This window comes from Rheinheimera sp. KL1, assembly GCF_001275035.1.
GTDB lineage: Bacteria > Pseudomonadota > Gammaproteobacteria > Enterobacterales > Alteromonadaceae > Pararheinheimera > Pararheinheimera tangshanensis.
In genome coordinates this window covers 138,577-156,730 of sequence record NZ_LAMX01000019.1, presented here as the reverse complement: position 1 = coordinate 156,730, position 18,154 = coordinate 138,577, and the positions used below count along the sequence as shown (strand labels likewise).

General features: G+C 46.8%; 17 protein-coding genes and 1 pseudogene. All 18 read right to left on the bottom strand.

Features of this window, described 5'->3' with window-relative positions; genetic code table 11:
• Positions 1-2: 2 nt before the first annotated feature.
• Positions 3-722 (bottom strand): RNA polymerase sigma factor FliA, encoded by a 720-nt coding sequence (locus tag WH43_RS10430; RefSeq protein ID WP_046520365.1) that lies wholly within the window; start codon positions 720-722, stop codon positions 3-5.
• Positions 719-1,609, bottom strand: coding sequence for a MinD/ParA family protein (locus tag WH43_RS10425; protein ID WP_053424542.1), 891 nt, complete (start codon positions 1,607-1,609; stop codon positions 719-721). The genes WH43_RS10430 and WH43_RS10425 overlap by 4 nt, the downstream gene beginning before the upstream one ends.
• Positions 1,602-3,008: a flagellar biosynthesis GTPase FlhF gene (gene flhF / locus WH43_RS10420; protein WP_053424541.1), complete on the bottom strand. Its 1,407-nt coding sequence runs from the start codon at positions 3,006-3,008 to the stop codon at positions 1,602-1,604. The genes WH43_RS10425 and flhF overlap by 8 nt, the downstream gene beginning before the upstream one ends.
• A gap of 10 nt (positions 3,009-3,018) precedes the next feature.
• Positions 3,019-5,124 carry a flagellar biosynthesis protein FlhA gene (gene flhA, locus WH43_RS10415; protein WP_053424540.1) on the bottom strand — a complete coding sequence of 702 codons (2,106 nt, stop codon included), beginning with the start codon at positions 5,122-5,124 and terminating at the stop codon, positions 3,019-3,021.
• Positions 5,125-5,230: 106 nt separating this feature from the next.
• Positions 5,231-6,358, bottom strand: a complete 1,128-nt coding sequence (flhB, locus tag WH43_RS10410; protein WP_053424539.1) for a flagellar biosynthesis protein FlhB — start codon at positions 6,356-6,358, stop codon at positions 5,231-5,233.
• Between the two features lie 9 nt (positions 6,359-6,367).
• On the bottom strand, positions 6,368-7,141 hold the full coding sequence (gene fliR, locus WH43_RS10405) for a flagellar biosynthetic protein FliR (protein WP_053424538.1): 774 nt from the start codon (positions 7,139-7,141) through the stop codon (positions 6,368-6,370).
• Positions 7,141-7,410, bottom strand: a complete 270-nt coding sequence (gene fliQ, locus WH43_RS10400; RefSeq protein WP_053424537.1) for a flagellar biosynthesis protein FliQ — start codon at positions 7,408-7,410, stop codon at positions 7,141-7,143. The genes fliR and fliQ overlap by 1 nt, the downstream gene beginning before the upstream one ends.
• Complete coding sequence (gene fliP, locus WH43_RS10395; protein WP_053424536.1) at positions 7,407-8,153, bottom strand: flagellar type III secretion system pore protein FliP; 747 nt, start codon at positions 8,151-8,153, stop codon at positions 7,407-7,409. The genes fliQ and fliP overlap by 4 nt, the downstream gene beginning before the upstream one ends.
• 1 nt (position 8,154) lies before the next feature.
• The gene (gene fliO / locus WH43_RS10390) at positions 8,155-8,580 is read right to left on the bottom strand and encodes a flagellar biosynthetic protein FliO (RefSeq protein WP_053424535.1); all 426 of its coding nucleotides are present in this window, start codon (positions 8,578-8,580) and stop codon (positions 8,155-8,157) included.
• Positions 8,580-8,969, bottom strand: a complete 390-nt coding sequence (gene fliN, locus WH43_RS10385; protein WP_053424534.1) for a flagellar motor switch protein FliN — start codon at positions 8,967-8,969, stop codon at positions 8,580-8,582. The genes fliO and fliN overlap by 1 nt, the downstream gene beginning before the upstream one ends.
• 2 nt (positions 8,970-8,971) lie before the next feature.
• Positions 8,972-10,060, bottom strand: coding sequence for a flagellar motor switch protein FliM (fliM, locus tag WH43_RS10380; RefSeq protein ID WP_053424533.1), 1,089 nt, complete (start codon positions 10,058-10,060; stop codon positions 8,972-8,974).
• Positions 10,061-10,072: 12 nt separating this feature from the next.
• Entirely contained in the window at positions 10,073-10,600 is a 528-nt protein-coding gene (gene fliL, locus WH43_RS10375) for a flagellar basal body-associated protein FliL (RefSeq protein ID WP_053424532.1), read from the bottom strand.
• Positions 10,601-10,748: 148 nt separating this feature from the next.
• Positions 10,749-12,626 carry a flagellar hook-length control protein FliK gene (locus WH43_RS10370; RefSeq protein ID WP_053424531.1) on the bottom strand — a complete coding sequence of 626 codons (1,878 nt, stop codon included), beginning with the start codon at positions 12,624-12,626 and terminating at the stop codon, positions 10,749-10,751.
• Positions 12,627-12,749: 123 nt separating this feature from the next.
• Positions 12,750-13,190: a flagellar export protein FliJ gene (fliJ, locus tag WH43_RS10365; protein WP_053424530.1), complete on the bottom strand. Its 441-nt coding sequence runs from the start codon at positions 13,188-13,190 to the stop codon at positions 12,750-12,752.
• 3 nt (positions 13,191-13,193) lie between these two features.
• Positions 13,194-14,531 (bottom strand): flagellar protein export ATPase FliI, encoded by a 1,338-nt coding sequence (fliI, locus tag WH43_RS10360; protein ID WP_053424529.1) that lies wholly within the window; start codon positions 14,529-14,531, stop codon positions 13,194-13,196.
• A 42-nt stretch (positions 14,532-14,573) separates the two neighbouring features.
• On the bottom strand, positions 14,574-15,377 hold the full coding sequence (gene fliH / locus WH43_RS10355; RefSeq protein ID WP_053424528.1) for a flagellar assembly protein FliH: 804 nt from the start codon (positions 15,375-15,377) through the stop codon (positions 14,574-14,576).
• A 22-nt stretch (positions 15,378-15,399) separates the two neighbouring features.
• A pseudogene (gene fliG, locus WH43_RS10350) lies at positions 15,400-16,429 on the bottom strand (flagellar motor switch protein FliG).
• Positions 16,422-18,140 carry a flagellar basal-body MS-ring/collar protein FliF gene (gene fliF / locus WH43_RS10345; protein WP_053424527.1) on the bottom strand — a complete coding sequence of 573 codons (1,719 nt, stop codon included), beginning with the start codon at positions 18,138-18,140 and terminating at the stop codon, positions 16,422-16,424. The pseudogene fliG and the gene fliF overlap by 8 nt, the downstream one beginning before the upstream one ends.
• Positions 18,141-18,154: the final 14 nt, after the last annotated feature.

Sequence of the window (18,154 nt, the reverse complement as noted above, 5' to 3'; positions counted from 1 at the left end):
TATTACAACCAATCCTGCATCCTGGAGCGCAAGCGCACCAGCGCCTGACTATGAATCTGACTGACCCTGGACTCACTAACATCCAGCACAGCGCCAATCTCTTTCAAATTTAGTTCGTCATTATAATACAGCGACAACACTATAGCTTCTCGCTCCGGTAAGCTACTGATATTTTTTATCAACGCCTGTTGAAATGCATCAGTTGCCTGTTGTTCGTACAAATGATCATCATCTTTATCATTTGCTGTGACCAACACATCATCAGAGATGCCCAGATCTTCGATGCCAATAATGCGACCACTGCTGGCGTCACTAAGCATATGATGATACTCATCTAAAGATATATCAAGTTTTTCAGCAACTTCACTATCTTTTACATCACGACCCAGTTCAGATTCAAGCTCTGCAATAGCTTCAGCTATCATGCGGGAGTTGCGGTGGACAGAGCGTGGAGTCCAGTCGCCACGGCGAATTTCATCCAGCATAGAGCCACGGATACGGATACCGGCAAAGGTTTCAAAACTTGCGCCCTTGCTGCCATCAAAATTCTTAGCTGCTTCAATCAGACCTATCATGCCAGACTGAATTAAATCGTCGACTAAGACACTTGCGGGCAATCGAGCTAACAGATGATAGGCAATACGTTTTACCAGAGGCGCATGCCGTTCCACCATTTGTGTCAAATGATCAGCGGCGCCGTAGGCCGCAAGTTTGCTATTCAAACCAGACCTCTCGCTTCAGGTTGCTGTACCAATTGTTCCAGGAAAAATTCCAGGTGCCCGGATGCCACAGGCGGCACTGGCCACTGGATGGCACGGGTGGCTAAAGTTCGGATAGCTAAAGAGGCCGGAGTTTTTGGAAAAGCATCGACAAAAGCTTTTTGTTTACGAGCCGCTTTTCTGACGTTTTCATCAAATGGAATGGTAGCTACCAGCTCCAGATTGACATCTAAAAACCTGTCTGTCACCCGGCTTAGCTTGGCGAAAAGCTCTTGCCCTTCTTTTAAACTGCGGACCATGTTGGCGACAATTTTAAAGCGCTGTACACCGTGTTCACGGCTTAATATTTTCATTAAGGCGTAAGCATCAGTGATAGAAGAAGGTTCATCACAAACCACCACTAACACGTCTTGTGAAGCGCGGGAAAAACTCAATACCATATCGGAAATACCGGCAGCTGTGTCCACCAGTAAAATATCAAAACGGGTACGCATTTCGCTAAAAGCGCGGATAAGACCAGCATGTTCCACAGGCTTTAATTCGGTCATCGACTGAGTGCCTGATGTTGCAGGAACAATTTTGATACCAAAAGGTCCTTCTATCAGAATGTCATCCAGCTCAGCCTCGCCGGACAACACATGAAATAAGTTTTTTTGCACCCGAAGCCCAAGCATAACGTCACAGTTCGCTAACCCAAGGTCAGCGTCCAGCACTAATACTTTTTTTCCAAGCTGAGCCATTGACATGGCAAGGTTCAGCGTAACGTTGGTTTTACCCACGCCACCTTTGCCGCCTGTCACGGCTATGACTTTTACTATCTGTTGTTGCTGTTGTTGCTTCATTCGTCTCAGGCCACTGGCTTGATCATCATTCATCGGAAGATTATGCATAGGTTCCTTCCACCCGGGCCGTTGTATCTGAATACCATTGATAGCCCGTACTACTGTTAGAGATCCGTAACTGCTCTGCCTTGGCAACCATTGTTTTCGCATCAGCCATTTCGATATCCTCAGGAACTCTTTGGCCCTGAGTCAAATAACTGACCGGCAACGCATTTTGGATTGCCACGTTAATAATTTCTCCCAAACTTAAGCATTCATCAAGTTTGGTGAAAATACAACCTGCTAATGGAATACGTTTGAAATGTTCAACGGTTTCCTGCATAACTCGGGCTTGGGATGTTGCAGACAATACCAGATAACTTTTTATTTTAACACGCGAATTATGCACTAAAGACGCAAGTTTTTCAGCAAGACGAACGTCACGCTGACTCATTCCTGCAGTATCAATCAAAATTAATTTACGTTGTTGCAACTGATTTAACAGCGTCGCCAACTCTTCGCTGTCTTTGACCTGCTTTACCGGGCAACCGATGATACGACCAAAAGTGGCTAACTGTTCATAAGCGCCAATCCGGAATGAATCCGTAGTAATTAAAGCCACCTGATCCGCACCGTGACGCTTAGCAAACTGAGCTGCAAGTTTGGCAACAGTAGTCGTTTTACCCACGCCTGTAGGACCAACCAGTGCAACGACCCCACCGCGACGCATAATGTCGTCGTTTGTTGTGATCAACTGGCCCGTTAATAGCTCTAATGCACTGTCCCAGGCTTCTGCATCATTGATATCTTCCGGCATAAAACAAGCGATTTGGTCAGCCACAGGTTCAGATAAACCTAATTCCAGCAATTTTTCAATCACCAGAGCCCGCACAGGTTCACGACGAGCTAAATCTTGCCACATTAACCCTGAAACCTGATGCTGCAACAGTTGTTTCATTGAAGACATTTCACTACGCATCGCATCAAACTGTTTTTGCATCAGCTTGGCTTGCTGTTCCTGATAACGAGTTAGCTCGCTCAGATTTACAGCGGCAGTGGCGGAAGATTGACGCTCGTTGTCAGAAGGTGTTGAATTTGCAACCGAAAACAAAGCACTGGTCGCTGCGGCGGTTTTTGCAGCCGCCATTTTATTGGCAGAGATAGCCTGAGCAGCTGCAGGTTGTTTACTGATTTGGCGGGCGAGCAAAGCCTGTAAAGAATCAGCAGGAGTTTGTTCTGGTTCATCATCGACTTTGATGTTCAAACGACTGCCGACTGCAGGCTGAGCAGGAGCTTCTGGTTCGGGTGAAACCTTAGCTGGCGTGGCCTCCGGGTCTATAGCCGCTACAATTTCAACGCCTCCAGCCACTTTTTTATTCGACAGAATAATGGCGTCAGGGCCTAAAAACTCTTTGACTTCTGTCAGAGCGGTACGCATATCTTTGGCAACAAAGCGTTTGATTTTCATAGCTTAACTCCTAATTCGACTGGCCTACCACACTGACAATTCGGATTTGTTTGTTGTCAGGGATCTCTTGATAGGACAAAACCCGTAATCCTGGAATACTGTACTTCACGAATCGTGCCATAACTGATCGCAGAATACCGGAAGTCAATAAAACAGCAGGTTCGCCAGCCAGTTCCTGATTCTGAGAGGCTGTCGCCAAAGATTGCTGAATGCGTTCGGCAAGGCCTGGTTCAATGCCTGCGCCGTCGTTACCAGCCGATTGCATCGACTGATGTAACATCTGCTCTAAATCAGGCGCAAAAGTGATCACAGGCACTTCTGGCGCACTGCCCACCACTTCCTGGATAATCAGCCGCTTTAATGCGACACGACAGGACGCGGTCAGCACATCAACATCCTGACTCTTGGAACCATAGTCGACTAAGGTTTGCACTATGGTCCGCATATCGCGAATAGGCACGCCTTCATGCAGCAGATTCTGTAGCACCTTCACCACTACAGTAAGCGGCAGCGTATCAGGCACTAAGGCATCGACCAGCTTAGGTGAAGATTTCGCCAGCATATCCAGCAGATTCTGCACTTCTTCATGACCCAGTAACTGAGCTGCATTGTTGGTTAATATCTGGCTTAAATGAGTGGCCACCACAGTAGCAGCATCCACTACTGTGTAGCCCAGAGTTTGTGCATGTTCACGCTGATTTTTAGCGATCCAGACCGCCTCTAAACCAAAAGCTGGATCTTTTGTAGCTATACCTTTGACTGTGCCAAACACCTGACCTGGGTTAATCGCCAGCTCATTGTCATGCCGCAGTTCGGACTCGCCAGTCGTAACCCCCATCATGGTGACGCGGTAAGTGTTAGGCTCTAAATCCAGATTGTCACGAATATGCACAGCAGGAATAAGGAAACCCAGCTCCTGAGATAATTTTTTCCGCACGCCTTTAATCCGCGTCAGCAATTCGCCGCCCTGCGCTTTATCGACCAGTGGTATTAAGCGATAGCCAACTTCCAGACCTATAGTGTCGACTGGCTGTACATCATCCCAACCAATTTCTTTAACAGGTGCCATTTCAACTGGAGTCGTCAGCTCAGCCTTTTTAATAGCTGCAGCTTTTTCTGCCGTTGGGTTTTCTACACGGTATAAATAATAGGCTGCACCACCCACTATAGCCGCCAGACTCAAGAAGGCGACATGCGGCATGCCTGGCACTATGCCCATGATAACTAAAATTGCTGTGGCAATGACCAACACTTTAAAGTTGCTGAACTGGCCTGCCATCAAGGTACCAAAATCGCCCTCTTTATTTTGACGGGTGACGATAATGGCAGTACCTACAGATAACAACAAACCTGGGATTTGCGCTACCAGACCATCACCTATAGTCAGTAGCGTATAAATTTGTACGGCATCCATAAAAGCCAAGTCGTGCTGCAACACACCAATGACTAAACCGCCAATGATATTAATGACCATAATGACGATACCGGCCATCGCATCGCCTTTCACAAATTTGTTGGCACCATCCATTGAACCGTAGAAATCAGCCTCTTCGCCAATTTGCTCACGGCGACGACGCGCCTCTTCAGCATCAATAAAGCCAGCATTTAAATCAGCGTCGATCGCCATTTGTTTGCCCGGCATAGCGTCAAGAGTAAAACGTGCTGTCACTTCGGAAATACGTGCAGCACCTGAGGTAACTACCATCATATTGATAATAACGAGGATGATAAACACCACAAAACCTACAGCGTAGTTACCGCCTATCACCACTTCACCAAAAGCTTCAACCACCTTACCCGCGGCATCAGGGCCATTATGACCTTCCAGTAAAATAACCCTGGTACTGGCGATATTCAGCGTTAAACGCAAAATAGTAGCCACCAGAATGACGCTGGGGAAAATGGCAAAATCTAAAGGTTTTCTGGTGTAAATGGTGATCAGCAATACCACGAGGCCTAATGTGATATTGAAGGTAAACAAAATATCCAGCATCAAAGGTGGTAAAGGTAATACCACCATGGCAAGAGCTGCCAGGATCAGTAACGGAGTGCCAACACCTTTGGCATAAGACCAAACTTCTGGATTAACGCGGGAAAACATTTGGGTCATCGACATAACAAGCCTGACAAATTACTGACGCTATAGGCTGTTATACAAAAAGCGTTCCATAAAAATGGGAGCAGATCACATTAATACTTAACCATGTGATCTGCTGCCAATTTTAGTGACGAAAATCTTCAGGGATAGGCAAGTCTTTCGCCAAATTTTTCGGGCGTTTTCCTTTGCCTTTTTTGTACATATTCAACTGATACACATAAGCCAGAACCTGAGCGACAGCTGCGAATAACTGCTCCGGAATGGGATGATCCAACTCAGTAGTATAAAAAATAGAGCGGGCTAAAGCCGGAGATTCCAGCACTGGTACTTTGTTTTCTTCTGCTAAACGCCGGATATAAAGCGCGACTTCGTCCGCGCCTTTGGCTACAACCACTGGCGCTCTGAATTTGGCCTGGTCGTATTTCAGTGCCACCGCAAAGTGCGTCGGGTTAGTCACCACCACGTCGGCGGTAGGCACTGCAGCAATCATTCGACGCCTCGCAGCCTGATACTGCAAGCTACGAATACGCCCTTTCACCCGCGGGTCGCCCTCAGAATTTTTGTATTCATCTTTGACTTCCTGCAGCGTCATTTTTAATTCTTTGTGATGCTTCCACATCTGGTATGGCGCATCGATAGCGGCAATAACAATCACGCTGAAACAAATACCAAAAAAGGTCCAGGCCAGAATTTCGGCTGAAGCAAAAATATCCTCAGGATTGGTCATCAGGGACAAAGCCATAATATCGTCAAAGAAGGTGGACAATAGCGCAAAAGTTAAACCACCAATCACCAGCACCTTAGCGATACTTTTAATCAGTTCCACCATAGCCTGCAAACCAAACATACGTTTGATACCGGCTAAGGGGCTTAATTTACTCCACTTAAAACCCACAGCTTGCCAGGTAAAGTTATAACCACCGATCAGTACGCTACCAACATAGGCTGCCAGCAATATCAACAAGAAAAACTTCAGTAAACCAGGAAATAATTCTATTAAGGCATCTTCCCAGACCGAAAACATTGAATAGGGATTAAAAATATCTTTTTCATCCAGCGATAACAAACGACGACAGACCTCCAGCACAGCACCTGCTATCTCTTTGCCAAAGATTAGAATACCTGCGCTGCTGCCCACTAACACGGTAAAAGTAGCCAGATCGCGGGAACGAGCGACCTGACCTTTCTTTCGGGTGTCTTCGAGCTTTTTACTGGTGGGTTCTTCGGTTTTTTCCTGGCCAGAGGTTGCCATCTGCTACTCCTAACAGCCAATTAACTTGCAGGTGTACTCGATACCATGCTGCCAGTTCAAATTAAAATGAAACAAGAAGGTGTCCATCGTCAGCCACATAATAAGTAGTCCGGCCAACATACTAATGGGCATACCTATGGAGAAAATATTCAACTGCGGTGCTGTACGGGTGAGTACACCAAAAGCAATATTCACCACCAACATGGCTGTTACAGGCGCGAGCGTAATAGCAAGGGCTGTGGCGATAATCCAGCTGCCAAATTCAGCCACCTGCCAGTATTTATTCACATCCATCCACTGGCCATTGATAGGCAAAGACTCAAAACTGAACACCACCATCTGAAACATAATCAGATGGCCGTCATACACCAAAAATAACAAGGTGGCTAAAATAAGGTAAAACTGACCTATAGCCGGCACGGATACACCGTTAGCGGGATCTGCCATAGCGGCAAAACCTAAGCCGGTTTGAGTGGCCAGAATTTGACCTGCGGTGACAAAAGCCTGGACAAAAATTTGTGAGATGAAGCCTATCGCCAGTCCAATGATAATTTGTTGGATCATCTGCACAACCAGATTCAGCGACATCAGATTGACATCTTTGACTGGCGGCACCACTGGCATAATCATCACGATAAAGGCCGCACAAAAAGCAGCTTTAACCCGGGTAGGAATATTTTTGGCACCAAAAGCCACCATAATAAACATCATGGCGGAAACTCGGGCAAAAGGTAGCATAAAGTCAGCAATAACCTGAAGTAACTGCTGAAGTGGGTATTCCATCAGCTCACTACCGTGGGAATACTCTGATAAAGCTTCTCGGTGTAATCCATCAGAGTTTGAGTTAACCAATGACCACCGTACATCAAAGCAAGTAATGTCACTATTAAACGAGGTAAGAAGCTTAAGGTTTGTTCGTTGATAGAGGTCGCAGCCTGAAAAATAGACACAATAAGGCCCACAATCAGCGAAGGAATGATAGCCACGGAGACAATGAGGATCACCAACCAAAGCGCATCATTCAATATATCAACAAAAACCTCTGGACTCATGTCCCCACTCCGTAGCTAGTGGCTAAAGTCCCCATGACCAGTAACCAGCCGTCCACCAATACAAACATCATCAACTTAAAAGGCAAAGCAATAATCATAGGAGACAACATCATCATACCCATGGCCATCAAAATACTGGCAACCACCAAGTCAATGATCAAGAAGGGAATAAATATCATAAAACCAATTTGAAAGGCTGTTTTCAGTTCACTGGTGACAAAAGCCGGGATCACCACTGTGATAGGTAAATCGGCAACGTTGTCGACTTTTGGTGTACCCGCAATTTCAGCAAAGGTTTCTAAATCTTTCATTCGGGTTTGATGCAACATAAAGGCTTTCATCGGCTTTATCGCTTCATCAAAAGCCTGAATGGAGGTCATTTGTTCCGCCAGATAAGGCTGCAGAGCTTTTTGATTTACCTCGTCAAACACTGGCGCCATAATAAAAAAAGTCATAAAAATGGTGATACCAATCAGCACCTGGTTCGATGGTGAAGATTGCAAGCCTATAGCCTGTCGTAAGATAGCCAGCACCACGATAATACGAGTGAAACAGGTCATCATAATGACCATAGCAGGGATAAAACTCAGCGCCGTCATTACTGCCAATACTTGCAGCGTCACACTGTAATCCTGCGAACCATCCGGATTAGTAGTGACAGATAAAGCAGACAACGCACCGCCCTGCTGGGCTAACAACTCTGGGGATAACACCAATAAAACAAGCGCAAGTAATGGCCACATATTAAGGTTTCGACTTTTGTTTTTGAAGAAGTGTTTGAAACTGAGCACGCCAGTCTGGCATAGCCACATCATCAACCAGAGGTTGGTCTAATTCAAATAACATATTAATTTGATTGGATGTTACTCCCAGCACTCTTTGTTTGCCTTGCACTTCGATCACTAAAATACGTTCACGCGGCCCCAGCATCACAGAGCTGACAATTTTGATATGACTGGAGCCAGGTAATTTAATCGCCAGCTTTTTATACAACCAGGCCAAACCAAACAATAACCCCAGCACAATAATCAAGGAGCCAAATACATTCATAATGGTCATGGCATTCATACCATTACCTTGTGCGGTTGGGGCAGCAGCCGTTGCCACAGCAACGGTTTCAGCTATAGCAAAGGCAGGACAAAGTGCCACAACAGTAAAGAACACCCGCATTAGCGCAGCTTCTTAATACGTTCAATCTGACTGATCACATCGGTCAGACGAATACCAAATTTGTCGTTCACCACCACGACTTCGCCATGAGCAATTAAGGTACCATTAACCAGTACGTCCAGTGGTTCGCCGGCTAAACGCTCGAGCTCAACAACAGACCCCTGATTCAGTTGCAGTAAGTTTCGGATACTGATCTTAGCGCGCCCAACTTCCATAGAAATGGTGACAGGAATATCTAAAATGGTGTCAAGTTTGCGTTTCTCATCAACGGTCAGTTGAGCTGGTTCTTCTTTTAACTCATCCAGTTCAACAGCAGAAGCCCCGCTATCTCCTTCCGCTTCCGCTAAGGCCGCAGCCCATTCGTCCATGGTATCTTGTTCATTCGCCATGATTATCTCTCTCCACGTTCAGATAAGTTTAGATCCGCTTCCAGTTCACTGATATCTGCATCGCTGTCCAGGCGACGACCGCCTTTGGTGAACACATGCATCTCTGATTTCACGGATTCAGGTCGTTTAATTTTTTCGATGATTTTCAACGCGAGATTATCGCGGGAGCGTCCCATTTTGGCTCTATAGGTCGGTAAGTCTTCAATCAACACTGTGATATGGTCCGGCATTTCGACCGGAATGATGTCACCGGCTTTCAGGTTCATCAACTGCTCCAGCGTGATATCGACATCCAGCATCTTGGTGGTCAAGTCCACTTTTACATCCATGATTTCGTCACGCAGAGCTTTACTCCAGCGTAAGTCGGTGTCTTCTTTATCACTTTGCACACCTGCATCCAGCAGCTCGCGGATAGGTTCTAACATCGAATAAGGCAAAGCCACGTGGAAGTCACCGCCACCGCCGTCCAGTTCAATGTGAAAGGAGCTGATGACCACCACTTCTGTAGGGCTGACGATGTTGGCCATAGCCGGGTTTACTTCAGAATCCAGGTATTCAAAGGACACGTCCATCACCGGAGCCCAGGCTTCTTTATAGTCTTCAAAGATAAGCTTCAGCAGCATCTGGATAATACGGCGTTCCGTTGGGGTAAACTCACGACCTTCAATTTTGGCATGATAACGACCATCACCACCAAAGAAGTTATCCACCAGAATAAACACTAAACGGGCTTCCATCGTAATCAGGCCTGTGCCTTTTAATGGGCGGAACCTCACCATGTTTAAACTGGTTGGAACAAAGAGGGTGTGTACGTATTCACCAAATTTAATCATCTGTACGCCGTTGATAGACACTTCGGCGGTACGGCGCATCATATTAAATAAGCTGATCCGCATATGACGGGCAAAACGTTCGTTGACCATTTCGAGCGTGGGCATACGACCACGCACGATACGATCCTGAGAGGAGAAGTCGTATTCGGTCGCAGATCGCCCACGACCGTCGCCGCTTTCCTCGACCTCTTCTTCTTCGACGTCATCAACACCATGCAGTAGCGCGTCAATTTCGTCCTGGGACAATAAATCAGTCAAGCTGTTGCTCTCTTATTGCATCACAAAGCCAGTGAATAGTACTTCTTCCACTACTTCACTGCCGGCCACGCCAACTAGGGCTTCCTGCACTTCTTTCAGTGCCTTTTTCTTTAAATTCTCTTTGCCTTCTACCGTAATCAACTCTTCGGCATTACTGGTGCTGAAAGCACGTAATAAGGTACTTTCAATCAGCGGAATATGCACTTTGGCTGTTTCTTCATTGTTACTGCCACGCACCAACAGCTGTACTTTAATTTGCACCAGACGATCTTTACTGGCACCTGGTACATTAAAAATAAAAGGCCGTGGCATACTGACATATAAAGCCGAACCTTTGTCTGCTGAGGCATTTGGATCCGCTGCTACTGCAGTTTCGGCTGCTCCAGCTTCTGCGGCAACAGGTTCTGCCGGATCACCGGACATCATCAATACCGCAACTACAGCGACTATAGCCAGCAACACTACTGCGCCGATAATGATGATCAGCTTTTTCTTTTTTGCCTGGCCGTCACCAATTTCTAAGTCTTTACCCGCTGCCATTTTTATTCCTTATCCGCTGTGATGAAGTCGTATTATTGACCTTGGCTTTCATCAAAGGCAATCACTAACTGTGCATCTGCCGCTTTTCTGTTCTGCAAAGCACTGTAACTGCAAATACTCAGCTGTACAGTTCTGACCCGAATCTGATTTAGGCGTAATAATCTACAACCCGATCACTAGTCTTTGTTGGTAAAACAACAGGTTCTGTCAGCTCTTCCGACAAGGCTTGTCCATTGCCCGAACCAGTGCCTCCGGCCGTACGGCGCCCCCCGTCCTGGCCTGAAGAAGATTGGTTTTGTTGTTGCACTGAGCCCTGACTCAATTCAATACCTTGCTGTTGCAGTAGTTCTTTGAGTTTTGGCATTTGTTGTTCCATCAGTTCTTTGGCATTGCCTTGCTGAACCATAAACTGCACTGACATCTGATCCTGCTGCAAACTAATCTTGATCTGCATCGAACCTAATTCAGACGGATCCAGACGAATTTCAGCGGTATGAACCTTATCTTTTACCATCATCAGCATTTTTTCTTTTAATTGATTCGAAGCTTCAGGCTGGATCAGATTGAGTTTTTGTCCCAACTGGTCAGCTTGTTTCTGGCTCGCCTCAGACACTAATTCACGACCAGACACTGAGATACCTGAGCTGATTTTGTCCAGAGTAGATTTTAGCTGGCTGCTAAAGGAATTTGTCTCTGCCACAACAGCCGCAGAAGTTTTTTGTGGTTCAATCGCGCTCAATAGCGCTTCTGTGGATCCATGCTGCGACGACTCACCAGAAGACGACGAACTCCCCTGTTCTGCCTGTGCTGTAACTCCTGCGGTCTGAAGTTGTTTTAACAGCTCTTCGGTGGTTACTTTAGCTTCTGCGGTAGGGGCTTTGCTCTGCTGCACTTGAGGTGCCAGCAATGCCGCCACACTTTGAGCCTGTACTGTAGCTTTAGGATCTGTAGCAACAGCAAGCGTAGTCAAGATTTCACTGCCCTTTTCATCACTACTGTCCACTGTCTCATTACTGCTGAGAGTTACAGCTGTGCTAGCTTTTAGTGAGGCTGGAGCTTGCTCTGGCTGAGCCACAGATTTGTTCACCAGGCTGCTCGCTACTAGTACTTCAGCGTTTATTGCACTTTGCTTCTCGGTCTCAGCAAGCTGCATTGTCTGAGTCGTTTTCGCTAAGGCTTTCAGTGGTTTTTCCAGATGAGCCTGAATTTTATTTTGATCAGGTCCTGTGTCTTTTTGCACACCAATATTCGGTTTAGTATCCGCTTTTTCTGTTGTTTCAGTTTCTTTATTTTGTGCTGTTCCAGACTGTGTGAAGGCAGGATCGGCTAACTGTTTTGTCGTTTTGTCAGATGGAGTCGTCAGCTGTAACGCCTTCAGCTCTTCTGATGTCAGCTGCTGCTCTGAGCTTTGCTCTGACAACAGCGTCTTATCAAGCACTACAGGCCCATCTTTTGGTTCTGCGCTTTTCACTTTGGGCAAAGAGGACGTCTCAGTCTCTGACAGCCCGGCAGGTACTAACTTCTCGGTTTTCTGGCTTAATTTCACAGCCTCTAAGTCGTCGTGGTCCATCAAAGCGGAGGCTTTAGTTTCACTGCTTTGTGCTTTGTCCAGGCGCTCCTGCAAACTTTTTGCTTTATCCAATAAGTTTAACCAATGGGAGTGATCAGCCTCGCTGGCATCACTCTTCATCTTTGCTGTATCAGAGGCTTCAGACTGAAGTTCTTCAGTCTCGTCTGACGCTGACTCTTTGCTGCTCACCGGCTTGTCCTGTTTCAGCTCAGCAGCAGTCGTATTCAGCTCTGATGAAGTCTCTTTGCCTTCTTGCATTTCAGAGGCAGTATTCTGCCGTGTTTTAGTCGTGCTTTTTACAGGCTTTTCCGGAGCTTTGCCATTGACCTCCGCGGCCAGGGTTGCCGCAAAACTTTGATCCAGCTCAGCTGCGGTATCATTCGGCTGCGTCGCCTGTGGCTTTGCTGCAGATACCGGCTCAGCGCTTAGCATGGTCATGGATAAAAATTCAGTCATCGCTCACCCCGGGTCCAGATGCAAGTGACTCACTTGCTGCTGTTGTTGTTTTTGCCTGCATTGAGCAGACAAAAGCTGTTTACACACGTCATAACAAAAAGACATACAAAATACGCGCCATACTTAACTTACTCTGCGGAAAAATTGCTGAGTTGCAATTTCGTCCAGCATTTTTTGCTCCTGCTTATCGGCTTTGCGTTGTATTTCTGCCAACTCACGGTCAATCAGTATTTCCATAGCTTTGCGTTTTTTCTGCATAGCCAAGAGTTGCTGTAAACGCTGCTCGGCACTGGCTTTTGCCTGCTGTACATACTGTTGTTGTGCAGTTAAGGCCGCATCCAGCTTGCCGATAAAATTCAGGTATTGATTAAACTGACGGCTTGCCATCCCCTCCTGACCGCGACTTTGAGTTTGCTGGACGTATTCAATACGGTAATCTGCCAGCCCCTGATACTTCTGCTGCATCGACTGATAGTTCTGCTGTGCAGCTCTGTACTGCGCCTGAAGTTTGTCTTCTTTTTCCTGCTGGACTTTTACCAACAGCTGAAGTTGCGCCAAAGCCATAACTTATCGTCCTAAATGTGCAGGTAAAAGTTTATCCAGCTGCGTCAGACTTTCGTCATAAGGCACCACCTCTTTCATTTCCTGCTGTAAAAAACCACGGATCTTTGGCATCAGTGTCACTGCGGCATCCAGTTGCGGGTCAGCGCCTTTAACATAAGCACCAATGGAAATTAAATCTTTGCTTTGCTGATAAGAGGCATACAACTGTTTTACAGCGCGGGCCAGCTTTTGATGCTCCATGCTGGTCACAGCCGGCATCACCCGGCTAATGGATTTTTCGATATCAATGGCCGGGAAATGACCGCTGTCTGCGAGCTGACGCGACAGAACTATGTGACCATCCAAAATAGCACGGGATGCATCAGCAATAGGATCCTGCAAATCGTCGCCTTCAGATAACACAGTATAAAACGCCGTAATAGACCCCTGACCTGCAGCGCCATTACCTGCTCTTTCGACCAATGCCGGCAATTTGGCAAAGACTGAAGGTGGATAGCCCTTTGTTGCCGGAGGTTCACCGACAGCCAACGCTATTTCCCGCTGTGCCTGAGCATAACGGGTAATAGAATCAAGCAGCAGTAAAACATCTAAGCCTTGCTCGCGGAAATACTCAGCCACCTGTACTGCGGTTTCACAGCCTTTTAAACGCATTAAAGGTGACACATCGGCAGGAGCCGCAACGACCACTGAACGTTTGCGGCCTTCCTCTCCCAGAATTTCGTCGATAAATTCTTTTACCTCGCGACCCCGTTCCCCCACCAGCCCTACGACTATCACATCTGCCGCAGTACCTCGGGTCATCATACCGAGTAATACAGACTTACCTACACCAGAGCCTGCAAACAAGCCCATTCGCTGGCCTTTGCCGACGGTAATAATACTGTTGATAGCACGAACCCCTACATCCAGCGGTGCATGAATAGGCTGACGTTGTAACGGATTAATAGGAGGTTTTTTCGCGCCGCCAAATTCCTGACTTAAAATAGGGCCTTTGCCATCCAGTGGTTTACCTGCACCGTCAATAACCCGCCCCAGCAATGCCATAGTCAAAGGTACGCCTTTAAAATCATTCAAAGGCGTGACCTTAGCGCCAGGTACTACACCGGACACATCATCTTTAGGCATCAGAAAAATACGATCGTTGGCAAAGCCCACCACTTCAGCAAATAGCTGACCCGATGCAGTTTCCACATGACAAGTCTGACCTATAGCCGCTGTGCAGCCTGTCGCTTCCAGAGTCAGGCCTACGACCCGGACTAAACGCCCCGCCAGATTAGGCCTGCTTTTCTGAATGTGCTGCAGCTGTAGCTTTAAATTGGCAGCTAATTGTGACGACGACATACAACTCCTTAAACAAAGCCCGCAATAACGCAGAACTTAATATTAATCAGGAGAATGCAAGAAATGCTCCAGACTGCTTTGCAATCTATGTTTAATACTTCTGTCCATCGAAGAGACTGGAGTTTCCAGCAGACAACCGCCGCGATCGATAGCCGGTTCAGAGCGAAGTTGCCAGTGGCGTTCGGCTAATTGCTCCGCGCTGAAATGCTGCTCAACTATGGCTATATCTTCAGGGTGAAGTTTGATCAGTATATGTTCGGTTTGTAGTGGCAATACTGCTGTCGCATCGGACAGGGTTTTTAAGATCACTTGTGGATTAGTTTTACACTCAACTGCTATTACAGCTTCAGCCATCGCCAGGCACAGTTGCAGCAGTTGTTGCTCGACTTGTTGATCAACTTGTAAGAGCGGTTGTTGCAGCTGATCCAGCAGAACAGCAAGCTCCAGCTTTTTCTGTTCAATCTCCTCAGTGGCTTGCTCTAAACCTAATTTTTTACCTTCGGCCTGACCATGGGCTAAACCATCCGCTGTGCCTTGTTCACGACCTTCTTCATAACCTTTGGAAAAACCTTCTTCTTTGCCCTGCGCAAAACCTTCATCAAAAGCAGCCTGACGAATTTGTTCAATGTCATCCGCTGTCAGAGGCTTAATTTCCAGTTGTGCCTCTTCTTCGATTTCAACTGCTGCAGCCTGTTGTGACGGCAGCGTTTTGTTCAGCGCATTAGTTTTTCCAACAGGAGCTTTTTTATCAGACTCAAGCTGTGGGGTTGGCCAACGTTTGAGTAACTCCAGTAACTCATCCGTTGGTGCAAAAGGTTGTTTGGTTCGAAAAGGATCCATGGTCATACTACTTTACTCCGGTATCCTGTTACAGGAAGTCTTCACCACCGCCACCACCAAGCATAATCTCTCCTGCATCGGCCAGACGACGGGCTACCGATAAGATATCTTTTTGCGCAGCTTCCACTTCACTGACACGCACAGGTCCCATGGCTTCCAAATCGTCGTTCAACAGTTCAGCAGCACGTTTGGACATATTTTTCAGGATCTTCTCTTTTAAGTCGGCATCAGCCCCTTTTAAGGCTTTCATCAGTGCATCCTGCTGTACTTCACGCAAAATGGTCTGAATAGCTCTGTCGTCAACATCGATCAGGTTTTCGAATACAAACATCAGATCCTGAATTTGCTGTGCCATTTCTTCGTCATGTTCACGAATAGCGTCCATCAACTGCCCCTCAACATTGGTATCGAGGTAGTTCATGATATCGGCAGCTGCTTTTAAGCCGCCCATTTTCGCCGCCTGAGCCCCAGCTTGACCCGCAAACTGTTTCTCCATAATTTCGTTTAATTCCTGCAGTGCTGCCGGTTGTACTTCTTCCAGATTGGCAATACGCATAGTTAAATCTAAACGCACTTTTTCCGGGAACTGCGACAGAATTTCGGCTGACTGCTCCGGTTCTAAATAAGACAATGGTCTGGATCTGCGGGTGTTCATTGCGGATAATATTCGCTACCTGCTTCGAGTCCATCCATTTCAGTGAATCCAGACCTTTGGCACCACCGCCCAAAATAATCTGGTCGATGAGGTTCGAAGCTTTTTCTTCGCCTAAAGCAGCGGTTAACGCGCGGCGAATAAAGTCTTCGCTCTGGAAACCTATGGTGCTGAAGTTCTGAATTTGCTCGATAAAGAGCTTGTGCACCGCTGAGATTTTGGCCTGATTCAGATCGTCAATCTGTGCCATCGCCATCCCCACCTTCTGCACTTGTTTTGGCTCAAGGTGTTTTAAGATCTGTGCAGCGTCCTCTTCTGACAAACTCAGCAACAAGATAGCGGCTTTCTCGACGCCATCTAATTTGCCTACGTCAAAGCTCGGCTTGATGTTTTCAACATTACTCATCTTCGGCTAACCAATTTTTAACGACCAGTGAGGACAATTCTGGCTCGTTTGCCACCAGGGCCCGAACCGCTTTTAACAGATCTTCATCACCATGCAAGTCTGGTAACATCAAAGTACCATCAGCAGCAAAACCAACAGACTTCGAATCAAACTCACGAGTTAACATATCAAGCGTATCATCACCCAAATCTAATCCGCTATTTAATGAAGACTCATCATAAGCTTCCTGCGTATCTTCAGGGTAAATCAGTTTCTTCAGCATTGGACGAACAACAGCCACAATCAACACTATGATGATCAAGGTACCCATGACCAGCTTCAGCATACGGGCAAACCATTCTTGCTCGTAAATAGGTGGTTCGACGGCCTCAGGCAATATATTGCGGGCAAAAGGTACCGAGACAACTTCTATAGTATCGCCCCGTTGCACATCAAAACCAATGCCGCCTTGCAATAAACGCCGGATATTAGCGATTTCCGCCTGAGTACGGATCTGCGGTTCAGTCACGGTACCATCAGCCGCAGTGGAACCTGGCAAATAGTCCACAGCCACAGAAACACTGATACGACGAATTAAACCAGACTGCTGTGTCGAATGACTAATAGTAGTATCCAACTCATAGTTACGGGTCATTTCTTTGCTATTGCGACCCGGCACTACAGCTTTACTGGCATCCGCACCTACAGCTTGTTCCGGTATAGCACTATTGAGTGGTGGCTGGTTAGTTAAAGCACCAGGAATACCGCCTAAACCACCGCCCACGCTGTTTTCTTCAATACTCATTTCACTGCGCACTGCAGGCAAATCTGGATTAAAGCGTTTTTGAGTTTGCTCGACAGCAGTGAAATCCATCAGTAAATCAACCTGAGCTGTGTAGTTATCAACCCCCAGCACAGGAATTAAAATAGAGTCAATTTTCTGGCGATACTCTTCCTCACGGGCGCGCTCCATTTCGTATTCTTTACGACTACGCGCTGAAGATGCATCCTGTGAACCACTATTGAGTAACCGACCATTCTGATCTGTCACTGTAACACGGCTAGGTTCAAGCCCTTGCACCGCGGAAGCCACTAAATCAACGATAGAATCGACTTCACCTTCTTTTAAACTTTTTCCACCTTTTACCGTCACCATCACGGTAGCAGAAGGTTGCTTTTCACGACGGGCGAAAATATTTTCCTTGGGGATAGCCAACAACACACGGGCAGACGCAATGCTCTGAAATTGCTCAATAGTGCGGGCAAGTTGCTGCTCGCGACTGTGTTTTAATCGTTCCATCTCCAGACGCTGACTGACACCAAAACCGCTGTCCTGCATCAGAATTTCATCGCCTGTGGTTTGTTCTTGCTGCAAACCTGCGCGGGCCAGCTGCAATTTGATAGTCTGGTACTCTTTACCTGATACCATCACCACCTGGCCTTCGAGCTTGTAGTCAATTTTCTGACTATCCAGATAATCCAGAGTCTCAATCAGCTCTTTAGTTTCAAAAGTCCCCAGAGGACGCATGTCAGGTTCACGCGCCCATAAAATAATAAGGACAGCTAATGCAATACAAATGGTTAACGCGACAATCAGACTGATCTGCCGCACCATATCCATACCACCGCCCATAGAACCCAGAAAGCCGGACTTCTGCTCCTGTTGCACAGGGGTATTACTGCCAAATTCATCTGACGATAGGGTCAGTTCAGTTGAGGTACTCTCTGCCACTTTTTATTCCCCCG

Excerpts from the sequence above, each read along its gene's own strand:
- fliJ (WP_053424530.1), bottom strand. The coding sequence starts at position 13,190 with ATGGCTTTGGCGCAACTTCAGCTGTTGGTAAAAGTCCAGCAGGAAAAA.
- fliH (WP_053424528.1), bottom strand. The coding sequence starts at position 15,377 with ATGACCATGGATCCTTTTCGAACCAAACAACCTTTTGCACCAACGGAT.
- fliQ (WP_053424537.1), bottom strand. The coding sequence starts at position 7,410 with ATGAGTCCAGAGGTTTTTGTTGATATATTGAATGATGCGCTTTGGTTG.
- fliI (WP_053424529.1), bottom strand. The coding sequence starts at position 14,531 with ATGTCGTCGTCACAATTAGCTGCCAATTTAAAGCTACAGCTGCAGCAC.
- WH43_RS10370 (WP_053424531.1), bottom strand. The coding sequence starts at position 12,626 with ATGACTGAATTTTTATCCATGACCATGCTAAGCGCTGAGCCGGTATCT.
- WH43_RS10425 (WP_053424542.1), bottom strand. The coding sequence starts at position 1,609 with ATGCATAATCTTCCGATGAATGATGATCAAGCCAGTGGCCTGAGACGA.
- flhB (WP_053424539.1), bottom strand. The coding sequence starts at position 6,358 with ATGGCAACCTCTGGCCAGGAAAAAACCGAAGAACCCACCAGTAAAAAG.
- flhF (WP_053424541.1), bottom strand. The coding sequence starts at position 3,008 with ATGAAAATCAAACGCTTTGTTGCCAAAGATATGCGTACCGCTCTGACA.
- fliL (WP_053424532.1), bottom strand. The coding sequence starts at position 10,600 with ATGGCAGCGGGTAAAGACTTAGAAATTGGTGACGGCCAGGCAAAAAAG.
- fliP (WP_053424536.1), bottom strand. The coding sequence starts at position 8,153 with ATGTGGCCATTACTTGCGCTTGTTTTATTGGTGTTATCCCCAGAGTTG.
- fliO (WP_053424535.1), bottom strand. The coding sequence starts at position 8,580 with ATGCGGGTGTTCTTTACTGTTGTGGCACTTTGTCCTGCCTTTGCTATA.
- fliN (WP_053424534.1), bottom strand. The coding sequence starts at position 8,969 with ATGGCGAATGAACAAGATACCATGGACGAATGGGCTGCGGCCTTAGCG.
- fliR (WP_053424538.1), bottom strand. The coding sequence starts at position 7,141 with ATGGAATACCCACTTCAGCAGTTACTTCAGGTTATTGCTGACTTTATG.
- flhA (WP_053424540.1), bottom strand. The coding sequence starts at position 5,124 with ATGTCGATGACCCAAATGTTTTCCCGCGTTAATCCAGAAGTTTGGTCT.